Source organism: Enterobacter ludwigii (assembly GCA_023023105.1).
In the GTDB taxonomy this organism is placed as follows: domain Bacteria; phylum Pseudomonadota; class Gammaproteobacteria; order Enterobacterales; family Enterobacteriaceae; genus Enterobacter; species Enterobacter adelaidei.
The window spans coordinates 2,344,725-2,359,380 of record CP083824.1 but is presented as its reverse complement, the minus strand read 5'-3'; the positions used below and the strand labels follow the sequence as shown (position 1 = coordinate 2,359,380).

Below are 14,656 nucleotides of genomic sequence, written 5' to 3'. Positions count from 1 at the left end.
TTTCCCCCGGCGAGAACCGTTACTTACTCATGGTGGCGATGTTGAACACCTGCTCGAGCATCGGATTAAAGGTGAAGCCTTTAACGTCTTTGTTCATCGCCAGCTGGTAATTCTTCTGGAACAGATACACGTAGGCGGCTTCGTCGATCACCACTTTTTGCGCCTGCTGGTAGTCTTTGGTGCGCTCCGCCTGATCGGTGGTTTTCAGCGCGGCCTGCAGGAGCGAATCCACCTCTTTGTTCTCATAGAACGAACGGTTGCCTGGCAGCCCTTTTTTGTCCGATTCGAACCAGTAGTTCATGAACATATACGGGTCGGCAAAGTCCGGGCTCCAGTTGCCGATGGCAATGTCATAATCACCTTTACCGACACGGTCGCGCATGGTGGCGTTTGCCAGTTTTTCCAGCTTGACGTTAATGCCGAGTTTGCCGAGGCTGGCCTGGGTAGAGAGTGCGATAGGCTCCCAGTTCGGGTCGTTGTCCGAGTAGAGGAAGGTCAGGCTGGCCGGTTTGTCTTTCACCTTCTCCAGCGCGGTTTTGGCTTTGGCCTCGTCAAAACTGTACTGCATGGCCGTCGCGTCAAAGCCCCACATGCCGTCCGGGATCGGGCCACGCATCTGCTTGCCATTTCCGCTCAGAATGCCTTTCACCATTCCCTGATAATCCGTCGCCCAGGAGACGGCACGGCGTAAATCCACCTGATTAAGCGGTGCCTTACTGTTGTTAAGATACAGGTAGGTCACGCGCAAAGAGGGGTATTCTGCGACGGCCACTTTGCCTTCCTGTTTCAGTGCGGCCAGCTGGTCAACCGGCAGAGAGTCAGCAATATCCAGATCGCCACGGGAAAGCTGCAGTCGGCGGGAGGCGCTCTCACCGATTATTTTCACGGACACGCGTTTAAAGTGCGGTTTATCACCCTGCCAGTGGGGATTTGGCACCAGCACCAGTTGCTGACCTTTCTGCCAGCTTTTCAGCATAAACGGGCCTGATCCAGCGGTGTTTTGCGCCAGAAAACCGCGCGCATCGTCCGCCGCATTGGCTTTCAACACCGCCGGGTTAATGATGGAGGCACCGTCGTTCGCCAGCGTGTAGAGGAACGGGGCAAACGGCTGACTGAGCGTGAATTTCACCGTATGGTCATCAACGGCATCAATTTTCAGGTCTTTCGGGAAGGCTTCAGACGGCCCCTGGCTGAGTTTCAGCAGGCGTTCGAACGAGAGCTTGACCGCTTCGGCGGTGACCGGCGTGCCGTCGGAGAATTTCGCGTTGTCCGTCAGGGTAAAGGTCCACTCTTTTTGGTCGTCGGAGGCTTTCCATACTGTTGACAGATCGCCTTCCACTTCGGTTGTACCGGGCTTGTATTTCACCAGTCGTTGATAGGACGGATAGGTGACGGTCCAGTCGTTGTTATCAATCGTTACGGCAGGATCGAGCGTTTGCGGGTCAGCTGCTTTACCGATCACCAGCATGTCTTTCGGGACGGAAGCCAGCGCCAGCGGGGCGCTCAGTGCCAGCGTGGCGGCAATTACGGTCGTGAGAAGCGTTGTTTTCATGGCAGTGCTCCAGGTTCAAAGAGGGGGGTGCGTCAATGGAAAACAGGCAAAACGGTCGTCAAGCAGCGGATAGCTGGCGGCATTCGGCAGTTCGAAATGCCACCATTCGCTGCTGATCCCCACAAAACCGCCGCCGAACATGATGGCGTTCAGCAGCAGACGGTTGCGCTGTGCGTGCGGTGGCACGGAGGGATGATACGGATGCGAGCGGTCATGCATTTCGTCAAAACCGGCACCCATATCCAGCACGGTGTTATGTTCATCCATCAGCGTGACGTCGATAGCCGTACCGCGGCTGTGATTGGAGCCAATCGCCACATCCACCACATATTCCGGGTTTGGGCAGGCATCCCACAGCTGGGCCTGCGCCTGTTGCGGTCGATAGGCGTCGTACACCACCAGTTTCAACCCGGCCAGCGTGGCAATACCGATGGCTTTCGCCAGTGCGGTGGCCGCGTCGGTATGCAGCAGGCACTGTGCTTCCTGATAGATCGGGCGACCAGTGATGTTGTCGGCGGTGGCGTACTTCAGATCGATGTGCAGCGTGGGAAACGCTTTCGCCACATCAATCAGTTCACTCTCTTCGGGCATAGCTCCGCTCCTTTAGCGTTCGAATTGGCCAAACTCTTGTTGTAATTGTCGGTTTACGGCCAGGCGCGCCGGAAGCGCGTCACCTAACGCTTCCACCACGCCCGACAGCAGCAGGTTGAACAGACAGCTCACGGGGGCAAGTGAATCCCAGAAATGGCCGGTATCGGTTTTCACTTGCAGTAAATCAATCTGATAATCGCGTGCCCACGGACACCAGATATCAGTGATCAAGGCCAGGGGGATCTGTTTCTCACTTGCAACACGGCAGTACTGCCGAGCGACAGCGGAGTAGGTACGGGTATCTGTCAGCACCACATAGGGATGAGAAAACCCTGAGTTCAGAGATTCAACCCAGCTCCCGGATGCCCCCTCGGAATAGCTGACGCCCGGGCGGAGATACTCGAGGTGGCTGAAGAAAGCGTTGGCTATCCCGCGGGTCGACTGAATTCCCAGCACAAAAACGGCCTCCGCGTGAGCCAACTGATGCACCACCTGGCGGAAGGTGTCCGTTTGCGCCAACTGATACACCTGCGTGATGGCATCCACTTCCAGCGACAAAGCGTGCTGAAGGCGATTGGGCAGGGGGCGCTGCTGCTGCCAGGAGTCCAGACGCTCATTCATGCCCCAGGGCTGGTAAGGGTCGCGCAGGCTTTTCTTGGCGTCTTCCAGGTTACGATACCCCAGCTTGCGCAGGAAGCGTCCGACGGTGATGCCGCTGGTACCGGTCGCCAGACCGACGCTCTCTGCCGTTTCAAACGGAATTTGCGCGGTGTGCGCCAGTAGCCAGCTGCCAACCCGTTTTTCGCTGGGCGTCAGTTGGCTGAAGGTCGCTTCGATACGGCTCAACATCTCGGGTTTTGTCGTCATAGCGCCTCGCTGTTAACAGGCTGTCAGTCGCCAGAATTGTGTTACCTGATTAACAATGCATGACGCGTGCCAGAGTCACAGGGCAGTGAGAACCTGCTGCGACACAAACTTCATGCAATATTTAATTAACCAATGATCAACATTTGTGCAGCCTAGTTCACTTTTGGTGCACTGGCTGAGCGGGCAGGTATGAATTTGTTGAATACGTCAGCTTCTTCACATTTTTGATAAGATATAAACACAGTGAAAATAAAAGGGATCCCGGCATGGCGAATTTGTCCTGGCGTGTCAGCGTGCGCCTGATGTCTCTCGCAAAAAAAATAGCGATGGTAGCGGGGATCGTCCTGGTCGTGCTGCTTGCTGTGCGGGCGTATCTGTCTCAGCAGGGGCCGGAACTGCACCCCTGGCATACCTGGCGGGCAGATGAGATGTCCGTGCGCGAGCTGGACAAAGCCGATTTTTCCGGGTATCAGGCCCGGGAAAAGGCGATTTTCACCGATCTGGATAACGCGGTGACGGCGAAAACAGCGGGCGAGGAACAAACCCCGTTAAACCGTTATTACCGCCAGAGCCTGGTGTGGCCCGGTCAGTTTTCACCAGATGCCAACCGTTCATTTGTGCTGATGCCTGCCGGAAAGCCGCGCGGTGCGGTGGTGTTGCTGCACGGATTGACGGACTCACCTTACAGTGTAAGACACCTGGCTTTGCATTATCAGCAGCACGGGTTTGTGGCAGTGGTACCGCGGCTACCCGGACACGGCACCGCGCCCGGCGCGCTGACGGACGTTGACTGGGAGATGTGGCTGGCGGCAACGCGCCTTGCTGTGCGGGAAGCCACGCGTCTGGCGGGAGAGAGTGCGCCACTCCATCTGGTGGGGTACTCCAACGGCGGGGCGCTGGCGATGAAATATACCCTTGATGCGCTGGATTCCACTTCACTTCATCGACCGCAGCAGGTGGTACTGCTTTCACCGATGATTGGCGTGACGGCCTTTGCGCGGTTTGCCGGTTTCGCCGGGTTACCGGCGCTGCTGCCGGCGTTTGCCAAAGCGGCGTGGCTGAATATCTCGCCGGAATATAATCCGTATAAATACAACTCGTTCCCGGTAAATGCTGCCCGCCAGTCGTGGCTGTTGACGAAGACCCTTCAGGAGCAGATTGGCCGCGCGGCGCGGGAACACAAACTGGGGCAGTTGCCGCCGGTTCTGGCGTTTCAGTCAGTGATGGATTCCACGGTCAGTACCCGCGCGGTGGTAACCGGGTTATTTGATCAGCTTCCGGAGAACGGCAGTGAACTGGTTATGTTTGATATCAACCAGGCGGCAAGTTTCCGTCCTTTGTTTAAGCCGTCATCCTGGACGGCGGCCTCGTCGCTGCTGCCCGTCGAACAGAGGCGTTACAGTGTCACGATTATCACCAATGCCAGCGAGCACAGTTTCTCGACGGTGGCGAAAATAACCCCGGCAGGCAGCACCCATGAGACAGTCGTACCGCTTGCACAGTCCTGGCCGCAGGATGTCTACTCCCTGTCGCATATTGCCGTGCCGTTCCCGCCGGATGACGATCTGTATGGCCGCGAACCTGGCGTGAAAAACCACTATGGCATTAGCCTGGGGACGATTGCGCTCTGGGGAGAAACGTCCGTGTTGAGCGTCGGAAAAGAGGCGCTCATGCGAGTCACCTCGAACCCGTTCTACGACTACATGCTGGAGAGGATCGGCGGCCGGATCGGGGATCAATAACCGTAAAGAACCCTTGTGGCGTGAATATGTTAGGTCGCACTGATTAATTATGATAAACAGTAGGTTCAAGGCACCTTTCTCTCTCATTGGAACCCGCTCTTGTGCTGACAACGCTCATTTACCGAAGCCAGTTGAATTTATCCCACCCGTCCACCGAACTGCGGGAGCTGGTGGAGCGGGCCAGGGGCCGCAACACAAAACTGGATATTACCGGCGTCCTCCTGGCTAAAGGGAGTGATGTTATGCAAATCCTAGAAGGGTCGGAAGAGAGTGTGGTCAAATTGTTCCACACCATCCGTGAGGATAAACGGCACAGTGGTGTGGTTGAACTGATGCGGGACTACGGCCCGCGCAGACGGTTCGAAAATGTCGGTATGCTGCTCTTCGACCTGCAGATCCAGTCGGCGAAAGACGTGCTACAGTCGGTACTGCGTTACAGCAAGCTGGACAGCTATCTCGCCTCTGATGATCGGGTATTCAAATTTATCCAGAGGTTTATTACAGATCAGCGACCGTCCTCGTCTGGGGAACGTTACGACCCGACAAAATGGACGCTCTCACCGGAGACATTACCGTTTGGTGATAGCCTGGGCCTGCTGGCTAACCAATCTTGCCAGTTTGCGCTCCAGCCCATTGTTGAGCCCTCCGAAGGGAAGATTAGTTCACTTGAAGCCCTCATTCGCGGTAATGATGGCGGCAGTCCGGAGCATTTTTTCAGCTCCCTCGACCCGGACAAAATCTACGAAATTGACCTTCAGACGAAAGTCTATGCCTTTGCGCTGGCTGAAAAGCTCGGTATTGGTAACCATAAAATTGCGGTAAATCTGTTACCGATGTCGCTGGTCAATGTTCCTGGCGCCGTGGCATTTCTGGCGGATCAAATTAAAAAACACGGGCTTAAACCGGAGCAGGTTGTCATTGAAGTCACTGAAAACGAGATGATTTCCGGCTTCAACCAGTTTAATAGCGCCATTAAACAACTTCGTGCTGAAGGCATTGGCCTGGCGATTGACGATTTTGGTTCCGGCTATGCGGGGCTTTCGCTGCTGACCCGGTTCCAGCCGGATAAAATTAAAATTGACCGGGAAATTGTCAGCAATATTCATCTTAGCGGCCCGAAACAGGCGATCGTGCGCTCGATTGTCAGCTGTTGCTCCGACCTCGAAATCACCCTGGTGGCGGAAGGGATCGAGAAAATGGAGGAGTGGTGCTGGCTTGAATCAGCCGGGATCCGCCGTTTCCAGGGCTTTCTGTTTGCCCGTCCACAGCTTAATGGCGTAGGCGATATTCACTGGCCGCATCTGGTGCGTTAAGCCAATTTTCCACCCTCGTTATTTCCCCTTTTCCTGACCTGTGCTTAAATAGCTAAAACGGTTTAACAATGTTTAGCTAAGAGGATCACATGAAAAAAATCTGGGTACTTGGCGATGCGGTAGTGGATTTGCTGCCTGACGGCGAAGGCAGATTACTGCAGTGTCCCGGCGGTGCACCGGCAAACGTCGCCGTCGGTATAGCCCGGCTGGGCGGTCGAAGCGCCTTTATCGGCAGAGTTGGCGATGACCCGTTCGGGCGTTTTATGTCTAAGACATTAGCCGACGAGCGAGTCGACGTGAAGTATATGCGCCTGGACCCGGCGCATCGTACCTCTACGGTGGTAGTGGATCTGGATGACCACGGCGAACGCTCGTTTACCTTCATGGTGCGCCCGAGCGCCGATCTGTTTCTGGAAACGGCCGATCTCCCGAGCTTCAGCGCCGGGGAGTGGCTGCATGTCTGTTCCATCGCGTTGAGCGCAGAGCCAAGCCGTTCTGCGACCTTCAGGGCGATGGCCTCCATCCGGGAAGCGGGTGGTTACGTCAGTTTCGATCCCAATATTCGCCCGGACCTCTGGCAGGATGAGAACGAGCTTCGCCGCTGTCTCGAACGCGCTCTGCAGGGTGCAGACGTGGTGAAACTTTCTCTCGAAGAGCTGGCCTTTTTCACTGGCGAAACGCAGGTGGAGACCGGTCTGGATAAGCTCATGAATCGCTGCCCGGCACATCTGGTGCTGGTTACACAGGGTAAAGAGGGCGTCATCGCATGGCATGAGGGCACCGTGAAACACTATCCGGCCACGCCTGTGAAATGTGTCGATACGACCGGCGCAGGCGATGCCTTTGTGGCGGGGCTGCTTTACGGGCTGGCCGCCGGTCAGCCGTTGACGTCCGTTATCGCTTTAGCTCAACGCTGCGGTGCGTTAGCCACCACGGCAAAAGGCGCCATGACGGCTCTGCCATATCAGCACGCCCTGTAATTCCTCCCATTGCTGGCCGCCATCCGGCGGCCTGAATTGTCGCCTCGATCACACTTACTAAAACGGTTTAGCAAAAAAGATTGCCGATCCAAAATTCAGAGGTTTAGTATCAGCAACCTAAACCGGTTTAGCAATTTAGCACGTTTAATGACTTCTTTTAGGGATGCGACAAAATGTATAAAAAACGCAGACTTGCCGTGATGATAGGCATGCTGGCCGGAAGTACCTCTGTTTTTGCCCAAACGGATATGACAAGCATCGAAGCGCGACTTGCGGCGATGGAACAACGTCTTCAGGACGCGGAGACGCGCGCACAGGTTGCTGAGAAACGCGCGACGGATGCAGAACAAAAAACGCAGCAACTGGTTGCGGCTCAGCAGCAGGCGCAAACGACAACTCAGGAAGTGGCTCAACGCACCGCCGCACTGGAGAAAAAAGCGGACCAAAGCGGTGGGTTTGAGTTCCACGGCTATGCCCGTTCTGGTCTGCTGATGAACGATGCGGCCTCCAGCAGCAAAAGCGGCCCTTATCTGACACCCGCCGGGGAAACGGGCGGAGCAGTAGGGCGTCTGGGTAACGAAGCCGATACCTACGTTGAGCTGAACCTGGAGCATAAACAAACCCTGGATAACGGGGCGACCACGCGCTTCAAAGCGATGCTGGCCGACGGTCAGAGGACTTATAACGACTGGTCAGCCGATACCAGCGATCTCAATATTCGTCAGGCCTTTGCGGAGCTGGGCAACTTGCCTGATTTCACCGGTGCGCTGAAGGGCAGTACCTTCTGGGCGGGTAAACGCTTTGACCGCGACAACTTTGATATTCACTGGCTGGATTCCGACGTCGTGTTCCTTGCCGGTACCGGTGGCGGTGTGTATGACGTGAGATGGAACGATTCGCTGCGCAGTAACTTCTCAATTTACGGCCGCAACTTTGGCAGCGTGGAGCAGACCGACAATAACGTTCAGAACTATATCCTCAGCATGAACCACTTCGCCGGACCGTTCCAGCTGATGGTAAGCGGCCTGCGGGCAAAAGATAACGACGACCGTAAAGACACCAACGGCGATCTCATCAAAACTGACGCCGCCAATACCGGCGTTCATGCTCTGGTCGGGTTGCACAATGAGAGTTTCTACGGCCTGCGGGAAGGGACAGCCAAAACGGCGCTGCTGTACGGTCACGGGCTGGGTGCGGAAGTGAAAAGCATCGGTTCCGATGGCGCACTGCTGTCCGAGGCGAATACCTGGCGCTTTGCAAGTTACGGTGTCACGCCGATTGGCGGGGGCTGGAGCGTTGCGCCTGCTGTCCTGGCGCAAAGCAGTAAAGATCGTTACGTCAAGGGCGATAGCTATGAGTGGGTGACGCTCAACACCCGCCTGATTAAAGAGGTGACGCAGAACTTCGCCCTGGCGTTTGAGGGAAGCTATCAGTACATGGATTTAAACCCGGAAGGCTATAAGGACCGCAACGCCGTCAACGGCAGCTTCTACAAGCTGACCTTTGCCCCAACGTTAAAAGCGAGCAAAATCGGCGATTTCTTCAGCCGTCCGGAGCTGCGCCTGTTTGCCACCTGGATGGACTGGAGCAGCAAACTGGATCATTACGCCAGCGATGATGCCTTTGGCAGCAGCGGGTTCAACGCAGGCGGGGAATGGAACTTTGGGGTCCAGATGGAAACCTGGTTTTAACCCATCACGCTCCCGCCTGGCGGGGGCGTTTCGCACATCATAAAAAGAAGTCAGGCAGAGGTATCTATGGATTTTAATCAAATCGCCCGCGAGCTTATTCCGCTGCTCGGTGGCAAGGAAAATATCGCCAGCGCGGCGCATTGCGCAACGCGTCTTCGTCTGGTGCTGGTCGATGACGCGCTGGCAGATCAGCAGGCTATCGGCAAGGTCGAGGGCGTGAAGGGCTGTTTCCGTAACGCCGGGCAGATGCAGGTGATTTTTGGCACGGGCGTGGTCAACAAGGTTTATGCCGCGTTTATTCAGGCTGCGGGGATTAGCGAATCCAGTAAATCCGAAGCCGCGGATCTGGCGGCGCGCAAGCTGAACCCGTTCCAGCGCATTGCCCGTCTGCTCTCCAACATCTTTGTGCCGATCATTCCCGCGATTGTGGCGTCCGGCCTGCTGATGGGCCTGCTCGGTATGGTGAAAACCTACGGCTGGGTCAATGCGGATAACGCCATCTACATCATGCTGGACATGTGCAGCTCGGCGGCGTTTATCATTCTGCCTATTCTGATTGGTTTTACCGCCGCGCGGGAATTTGGCGGCAACCCGTATCTCGGCGCGACGCTGGGCGGCATTCTGACGCACCCGGCGCTGACCAACGCCTGGGGCGTGGCGTCCGGTTTCCACACCATGAATTTCTTCGGCCTTGAGATCGCAATGATTGGTTACCAGGGCACGGTTTTCCCGGTGCTGCTGGCCGTCTGGTTCATGAGCATCGTGGAGAAAAACCTGCGCCGCGCGATCCCGGATGCGTTAGACCTGATCCTGACACCGTTCCTCACCGTCGTTATCTCCGGATTTATCGCCTTGCTGATTATCGGCCCGGCGGGGCGCGCCCTGGGCGACGGTATCTCCTTTATTCTGAGCACGCTGATCGCCCACACGGGCTGGCTCGCCGGGCTGCTGTTCGGCGGACTGTATTCGGTGATTGTGATCACCGGTATTCACCACAGTTTCCACGCGATTGAAGCAGGTCTGCTGGGTAACCCGTCGATTGGCGTTAACTTCCTGCTGCCGATCTGGGCGATGGCGAACGTAGCACAGGGCGGCGCCTGTCTGGCGGTGTGGTTCAAAACCAAAGATGCCAAAATCAAAGCCATTACCTTACCTTCGGCGTTCTCTGCCATGCTCGGTATTACTGAAGCGGCCATTTTTGGTATCAACCTGCGTTTCGTAAAACCGTTTATTGCCGCGTTGATTGGCGGTGCGGTGGGCGGGGCCTGGGTGGTCTCAGTGCATGTTTATATGACTGCCGTTGGGTTGACCGCTATTCCAGGTATGGCCATTGTGCAGGCAAGCTCTCTGCTCAACTATATTATCGGCATGGTGATTGCCTTCGGCGTGGCGTTTACCGTCTCGCTGCTGCTGAAATATAAAACGGACTCAGAATAATGACGTTACCTTCACGCTGGCCTGCGATCCTGCAGGCCGTTATGAAAGGCCAGCCGCGCGCGCTCGCAGACAGCCATTATCCGCAATGGCACGCCGCGCCGGTGACGGGGCTGATGAACGATCCCAACGGGTTTATCTGGCTTGCCGGGCGTTATCATCTGTTTTATCAGTGGAACCCGCTGGACTGCGAGCATCGGTTTAAATGCTGGGGGCACTGGAGTTCTGCGGATCTGGTGCACTGGCAGCATGAGCCGCTGGCGCTGATGCCCGACGAAGAGTATGACCGCAACGGCTGCTACTCTGGTAGCGCCGTGGATAACGAGGGCGTTTTGACCCTGTGTTACACCGGCAACGTCAAATTCGATGACGGCAACCGCACCGCCTGGCAGTGTCTGGCCGTGGAACAACCGGACGGCAGCTTTAAGAAACTCGGACCTGTGCTTGCGCTACCGGAAGGTTACACCGGCCACGTGCGTGACCCGAAGGTGTGGCAGCACAATGGGGAGTGGTACATGGTGCTGGGCGCGCAGGATCTGCAAAAACGCGGCAAAGTGCTGCTGTTCAAATCCGCTGATTTGCACACCTGGGCGTCCTGCGGTGAGATCGCCGGTCACGGCGTTAACGGCCTGATGGACGCAGGGTATATGTGGGAGTGCCCCGATCTGTTTGCCCTCGACGGGACGCATGTTCTGATCTGCTGTCCGCAGGGGCTGGCGCGCGAGCCACATCGCTACCTCAACACCTATCCAGCCGCATGGATGAGCGGGGCGTTTGACTATGCGCGCGCCGCATTTGAACACGGTGAGCTGCATGAGCTGGATGCCGGGTTTGAGTTTTACGCACCGCAAACGACGCTGGCGGAAGATGGTCGACGCATTCTGATCGGCTGGATGGGCGTGCCGGACGGAGAAGAGATGCTTCAGCCAACACGAACGCATGGCTGGATGCACCAGATGACTTGTCCGCGCGAATTACGCTACCACGACGGCAAGCTCTGGCAGACCCCAGCTCGTGAACTGGAAGCGCTGCGTGAAGGTGAACGACGCTGGCAGGGGTTCGCCAGTGATGCGCCAGAACTGGATGCGACGCGTCTGGAGTTTGAACTGAGTACATCGCGCGTGGACGTCGATTTCGGCGGAACCTTGCGTCTCACGGTCGATGGCCAGGGGCTGCGTCTGGAACGCGCCAGTCTGAAAGCCGGGGAAACATTGACCCGCTACTGGCTGGGGGACGTCAGCCATTTACGCGTTCTGTGCGACCGCTCCAGCGTTGAAATTTTCATCAACCACGGTGAAGGAGTGCTGAGCAGCCGCTATTTTCCTGACCATCCAGCCCGTGTACGATTCGAAGGTGAGTCCGTCATCACATTACGCTACTGGTCGCTGCGCGCCTGCATGATAGAATGAGGGTTTTGGCAGCCGGATCTAAGTCGTTGTGAGAAAAACAAAACGCGTCACCATTAAAGACATCGCGGAACTGGCGGGGGTATCAAAAGCCACCGCCAGCCTGGTCCTGAACGGACGCAGCAAAGAGCTGCGCGTAGCGGAAGAGACGCGTGAACGCGTGCTGGCGATTGCCAAAGAGCACCACTATCAGCCCAGCATTCATGCCCGGTCGCTGCGTGATAACCGTAGCCACACCATTGGGCTGGTGGTTCCTGAAATTACCAACTACGGTTTTGCCGTGTTTTCTCACGAGCTGGAGACGCTGTGCCGTGAGGCTGGCGTTCAGCTGCTGATCTCCTGTAGCGATGAAAACCCGGGGCAGGAGACGGTAGTGGTGAACAACATGGTGGCGCGTCAGGTGGACGGGCTGATTGTGGCTTCCAGCATGCTTAACGATGCGGACTACCACAAGCTGAGTGAGCAACTGCCCGTTGTCCTTTTTGACCGCCACATCAACGACAGCGCGCTGCCGCTGGTGATCACCGATTCCATTACCCCGACGACGGAACTGGTGGCTGACATAGCGCGTCAGCATCCTGATGAGTTTTACTTCCTCGGCGGTCAACCACGCCTTTCCCCGACGCGCGACCGCCTGGAAGGGTTTAAGCAAGGTTTGCGTGAAGCCAATGTAACGCTGCGCCCGGAGTGGATCATTCACGGCAACTATCATCCGAGCTCCGGATACGAGATGTTCGCTGAACTTTGCGCCCGCCTGGGACGTCCGCCGAAAGCGCTTTTCACCGCCGCCTGCGGTCTGCTGGAAGGGGTATTGCGCTACATGGGTCAACACTACCTGTTGCAAAGCGATATCAGGTTAGCCAGTTTTGACGATCACTACCTCTACGATTCGCTGACGATCCCTGTCGATACCATTCGTCAGGATAACCGCCAGCTGGCCTGGCACTGCTTTGATTTAATTAGCAAATTGATCGAAGGGGAGACACCACAGCCCTTGCAGCGCAAGCTGGATGCCACCCTGCAACGACGCTATAAGTCATCTATATAGCTCTGACCGATACATCAATAACTTTAATTAATTTAAGTTTTGGATGCGCCGATAACCATAAGGAATAATTCTCCTTGAGGTATTGGTCTATGTCGTTGAAAAAGTCGTCCCTGATTGTCCTGTTCTCACTGCTTTTCTTCTTTGTTGTCAGCACCGTCACCAGCGTTGGCCTCATCATTAAAAGTAATAATTCCCTGGATAATGTGAACAAAGAGATCCAGGTTGTGCTGTCGATTATTGACCCCATCAACCACAGCCGCACCCTGCGCGTTCGGGTGATGGAGTATGTGAAGATGGTGGAAGCGGGCAACTCGGCAGATGAGTCTGCGAAGCTTGCCGCAGTGAAAGAGGCGCTGACCAAAGCGGACCACGCCTTTGCTGCCTTTATGGATTCACCGCGTCTGACGGATGAAGCGCCGCTGGTGAGTGCCTATCAGGATGCCTGGCAAAACTACCGCAACCAGGGACTGGTACCGCTGATCAATGCTGCCGAAGCGCACGATGTTGCCAAATTTAACGCCCTGATCCCGAACGTGTCCCGCCTCGACCGCCAGTACGAGATCGTTCTCGACCAGGTGCTTTCGGTCCACCAGAAATACGCCAAAAGCCTGAACGAAGATGCGAGCAGCAACTTCATCTCCGGCCTGGTGATGATTGCCGCTATCGCCTGCCTGTTTGTGGTGGTGATTGTCGCGGTCAGCCTGCTGATGAAGCGCTTTGTGTTTGCCCCGGTAAACCTGGCACGCGAACACTGCAGCCAGATTGCGGCAGGCAAGCTGGACATCCCGGTGCCGGTGAAGGGACGCTCTGGCAACGAAATCGACCATCTTATGAGTTCGATGGAGCAGATGCGCCAGGCGCTGCTTGCGACCATCGCCCAGGTGCGCGATGCGAGCCATACCGTGACCCACGCAGCGCAAGAGATTGCCTCCGGGAATATTGACCTGGCGTCACGTACCGAACAGCAGGCGTCCGCGTTAACCCAGACGGCGGCCAGCATGGAAGAACTGAGCGCAACCGTGGCGAACAATACCGATAACGTCTATCAGGCCGGAAAACTGGTGCAGGACGCGGTGAAAAATGCCCACACCGGTGAAGCGGTGACCCGTGAAGTCATCGACACCATGAATACCATCGCGGCGAACTCGAAGCGCATCGAAGACATTACCAGCGTTATCAACAGCATCGCCTTCCAGACCAATATTCTGGCGCTCAATGCGGCAGTTGAAGCGGCGCGCGCCGGTACGCAGGGACGCGGTTTCGCGGTTGTGGCCAGTGAAGTTCGCACCCTGGCACAGAAAAGCGCAGTGGCGGCTAAGGACATCGAGAGCCTGATTGCGCAGTCGGTTTCCAGCGTGAAAAACGGTGCCGAGCTGGTGAACCGTTCGGGCGAGGTGATCGATTCCATTATTGGTTCTGTTAATAAAGTGAATACGCTGATGGAGCAGATCTCCGTCGCCTCTGAAGAGCAGAGCCGTGGGATCAGCCAGGTCGGACAGGCGGTAACCGAGATGGATGGCGTAACCCAGCAGAACGCCGCGCTGGTGCAACAGTCCGCCGCGGCCGCGGCATCGCTGGAAGAGCAGGCGCAGCAGCTTTCGAGAAGTATTTCGAGTTTTAGTTTGCCGGTGCAGGCTTAATTGAATGGAGGGAGGCTCCTGAGGGAGCCTTTTTTGTGTCTGATGTCGCGGGGAGATCGTGTGATTTTCCTTAACCTTTCGCTCCCGTTTCTGACACACTGCTTTTATACTGACCGATTACCGTTGCCCCACAAGTTGTTTTATCTCCATGCAGAACGCGACGTTGACCATTAACAGTGACATGGCTCGATCCAATTAATGTGGCCTCTTTACCGCATTGAGGGCAATTGAACTTATGGCCGGTAACTACCATTGCAGCACGGTCAACGGTGTGCGTGTAAATACCCTGTACGATTGTGCCGCCGTGAGTCGTGGTATCACCCACTAAAATGAATCGCTGATTCATCCGAATCCCTCCTTGAGTGAAATGTCAAAATTTGCGCTAAAGCATA

12 protein-coding genes are annotated in these 14,656 nt (G+C 56.1%); 8 read left to right on the top strand and 4 right to left on the bottom strand.

The genetic code is table 11. The annotated features are described in order from the left end of the window. Window positions 1-19: 19 nt before the first annotated feature. From LCD46_11425 to LCD46_11415, 3 genes are read right to left on the bottom strand one after another with little or no spacing between them, the layout of a single operon-like run. Window positions 20-1,552 (bottom strand): ABC transporter substrate-binding protein, encoded by a 1,533-nt coding sequence (locus tag LCD46_11425; GenBank protein UOY68733.1) that lies wholly within the window; start codon window positions 1,550-1,552, stop codon window positions 20-22. A gap of 15 nt (window positions 1,553-1,567) precedes the next feature. Then, on the bottom strand, window positions 1,568-2,143 hold the full coding sequence (gene ddpX, locus LCD46_11420; protein ID UOY68732.1) for a D-alanyl-D-alanine dipeptidase: 576 nt from the start codon (window positions 2,141-2,143) through the stop codon (window positions 1,568-1,570). A 12-nt stretch (window positions 2,144-2,155) separates the two neighbouring features. Further along, window positions 2,156-3,010 (bottom strand): MurR/RpiR family transcriptional regulator, encoded by an 855-nt coding sequence (locus LCD46_11415; GenBank protein ID UOY68731.1) that lies wholly within the window; start codon window positions 3,008-3,010, stop codon window positions 2,156-2,158. Between the two features lie 266 nt (window positions 3,011-3,276). Here LCD46_11415 and LCD46_11410 point away from each other — a divergent pair, with 266 nt between their 5' ends. The 8 genes from LCD46_11410 to LCD46_11375 all read left to right on the top strand — a co-directional run bounded on the left by LCD46_11410 (window position 3,277) and on the right by LCD46_11375 (window position 14,264). Continuing rightward, window positions 3,277-4,752 (top strand): alpha/beta hydrolase, encoded by a 1,476-nt coding sequence (locus LCD46_11410; protein ID UOY68730.1) that lies wholly within the window; start codon window positions 3,277-3,279, stop codon window positions 4,750-4,752. Window positions 4,753-4,853: 101 nt separating this feature from the next. Then, entirely contained in the window at window positions 4,854-6,065 is a 1,212-nt protein-coding gene (locus LCD46_11405; protein ID UOY68729.1) for a diguanylate phosphodiesterase, read from the top strand. A gap of 89 nt (window positions 6,066-6,154) precedes the next feature. After that, window positions 6,155-7,045, top strand: a complete 891-nt coding sequence (locus LCD46_11400) for an aminoimidazole riboside kinase (GenBank protein ID UOY68728.1) — start codon at window positions 6,155-6,157, stop codon at window positions 7,043-7,045. A gap of 173 nt (window positions 7,046-7,218) precedes the next feature. Next, window positions 7,219-8,736 carry a carbohydrate porin gene (locus tag LCD46_11395; GenBank protein UOY68727.1) on the top strand — a complete coding sequence of 506 codons (1,518 nt, stop codon included), beginning with the start codon at window positions 7,219-7,221 and terminating at the stop codon, window positions 8,734-8,736. A gap of 66 nt (window positions 8,737-8,802) precedes the next feature. Next, window positions 8,803-10,173 carry a sucrose-specific PTS transporter subunit IIBC gene (locus LCD46_11390; GenBank protein ID UOY68726.1) on the top strand — a complete coding sequence of 457 codons (1,371 nt, stop codon included), beginning with the start codon at window positions 8,803-8,805 and terminating at the stop codon, window positions 10,171-10,173. Continuing rightward, complete coding sequence (locus LCD46_11385; GenBank protein ID UOY68725.1) at window positions 10,173-11,579, top strand: sucrose-6-phosphate hydrolase; 1,407 nt, start codon at window positions 10,173-10,175, stop codon at window positions 11,577-11,579. The genes LCD46_11390 and LCD46_11385 overlap by 1 nt, the downstream gene beginning before the upstream one ends. A 28-nt stretch (window positions 11,580-11,607) precedes the next feature. Beyond that, on the top strand, window positions 11,608-12,624 hold the full coding sequence (locus tag LCD46_11380; protein UOY72866.1) for a LacI family DNA-binding transcriptional regulator: 1,017 nt from the start codon (window positions 11,608-11,610) through the stop codon (window positions 12,622-12,624). 89 nt (window positions 12,625-12,713) lie between these two features. Beyond that, window positions 12,714-14,264 (top strand): methyl-accepting chemotaxis protein, encoded by a 1,551-nt coding sequence (locus LCD46_11375; GenBank protein ID UOY72865.1) that lies wholly within the window; start codon window positions 12,714-12,716, stop codon window positions 14,262-14,264. A gap of 70 nt (window positions 14,265-14,334) precedes the next feature. On the opposite strand, the gene LCD46_11370 is transcribed toward LCD46_11375, so the two are convergent. Then, a complete protein-coding gene (locus tag LCD46_11370; GenBank protein UOY72864.1) occupies window positions 14,335-14,610 on the bottom strand; it encodes a PAAR domain-containing protein in 276 nt (91 codons plus the stop codon). Window positions 14,611-14,656: the final 46 nt, after the last annotated feature.

Bases quoted from the DNA above. Each gene is read 5' to 3' on its own strand.
- LCD46_11385 (UOY68725.1), top strand. From the start codon at position 10,173: ATGACGTTACCTTCACGCTGGCCTGCGATCCTGCAGGCCGTTATGAAA.
- LCD46_11390 (UOY68726.1), top strand. From the start codon at position 8,803: ATGGATTTTAATCAAATCGCCCGCGAGCTTATTCCGCTGCTCGGTGGC.
- LCD46_11425 (UOY68733.1), bottom strand. From the start codon at position 1,552: ATGAAAACAACGCTTCTCACGACCGTAATTGCCGCCACGCTGGCACTG.
- LCD46_11370 (UOY72864.1), bottom strand. From the start codon at position 14,610: ATGAATCAGCGATTCATTTTAGTGGGTGATACCACGACTCACGGCGGC.
- LCD46_11400 (UOY68728.1), top strand. From the start codon at position 6,155: ATGAAAAAAATCTGGGTACTTGGCGATGCGGTAGTGGATTTGCTGCCT.
- LCD46_11375 (UOY72865.1), top strand. From the start codon at position 12,714: ATGTCGTTGAAAAAGTCGTCCCTGATTGTCCTGTTCTCACTGCTTTTC.
- LCD46_11410 (UOY68730.1), top strand. From the start codon at position 3,277: ATGGCGAATTTGTCCTGGCGTGTCAGCGTGCGCCTGATGTCTCTCGCA.
- ddpX (UOY68732.1), bottom strand. From the start codon at position 2,143: ATGCCCGAAGAGAGTGAACTGATTGATGTGGCGAAAGCGTTTCCCACG.
- LCD46_11395 (UOY68727.1), top strand. From the start codon at position 7,219: ATGTATAAAAAACGCAGACTTGCCGTGATGATAGGCATGCTGGCCGGA.
- LCD46_11415 (UOY68731.1), bottom strand. From the start codon at position 3,010: ATGACGACAAAACCCGAGATGTTGAGCCGTATCGAAGCGACCTTCAGC.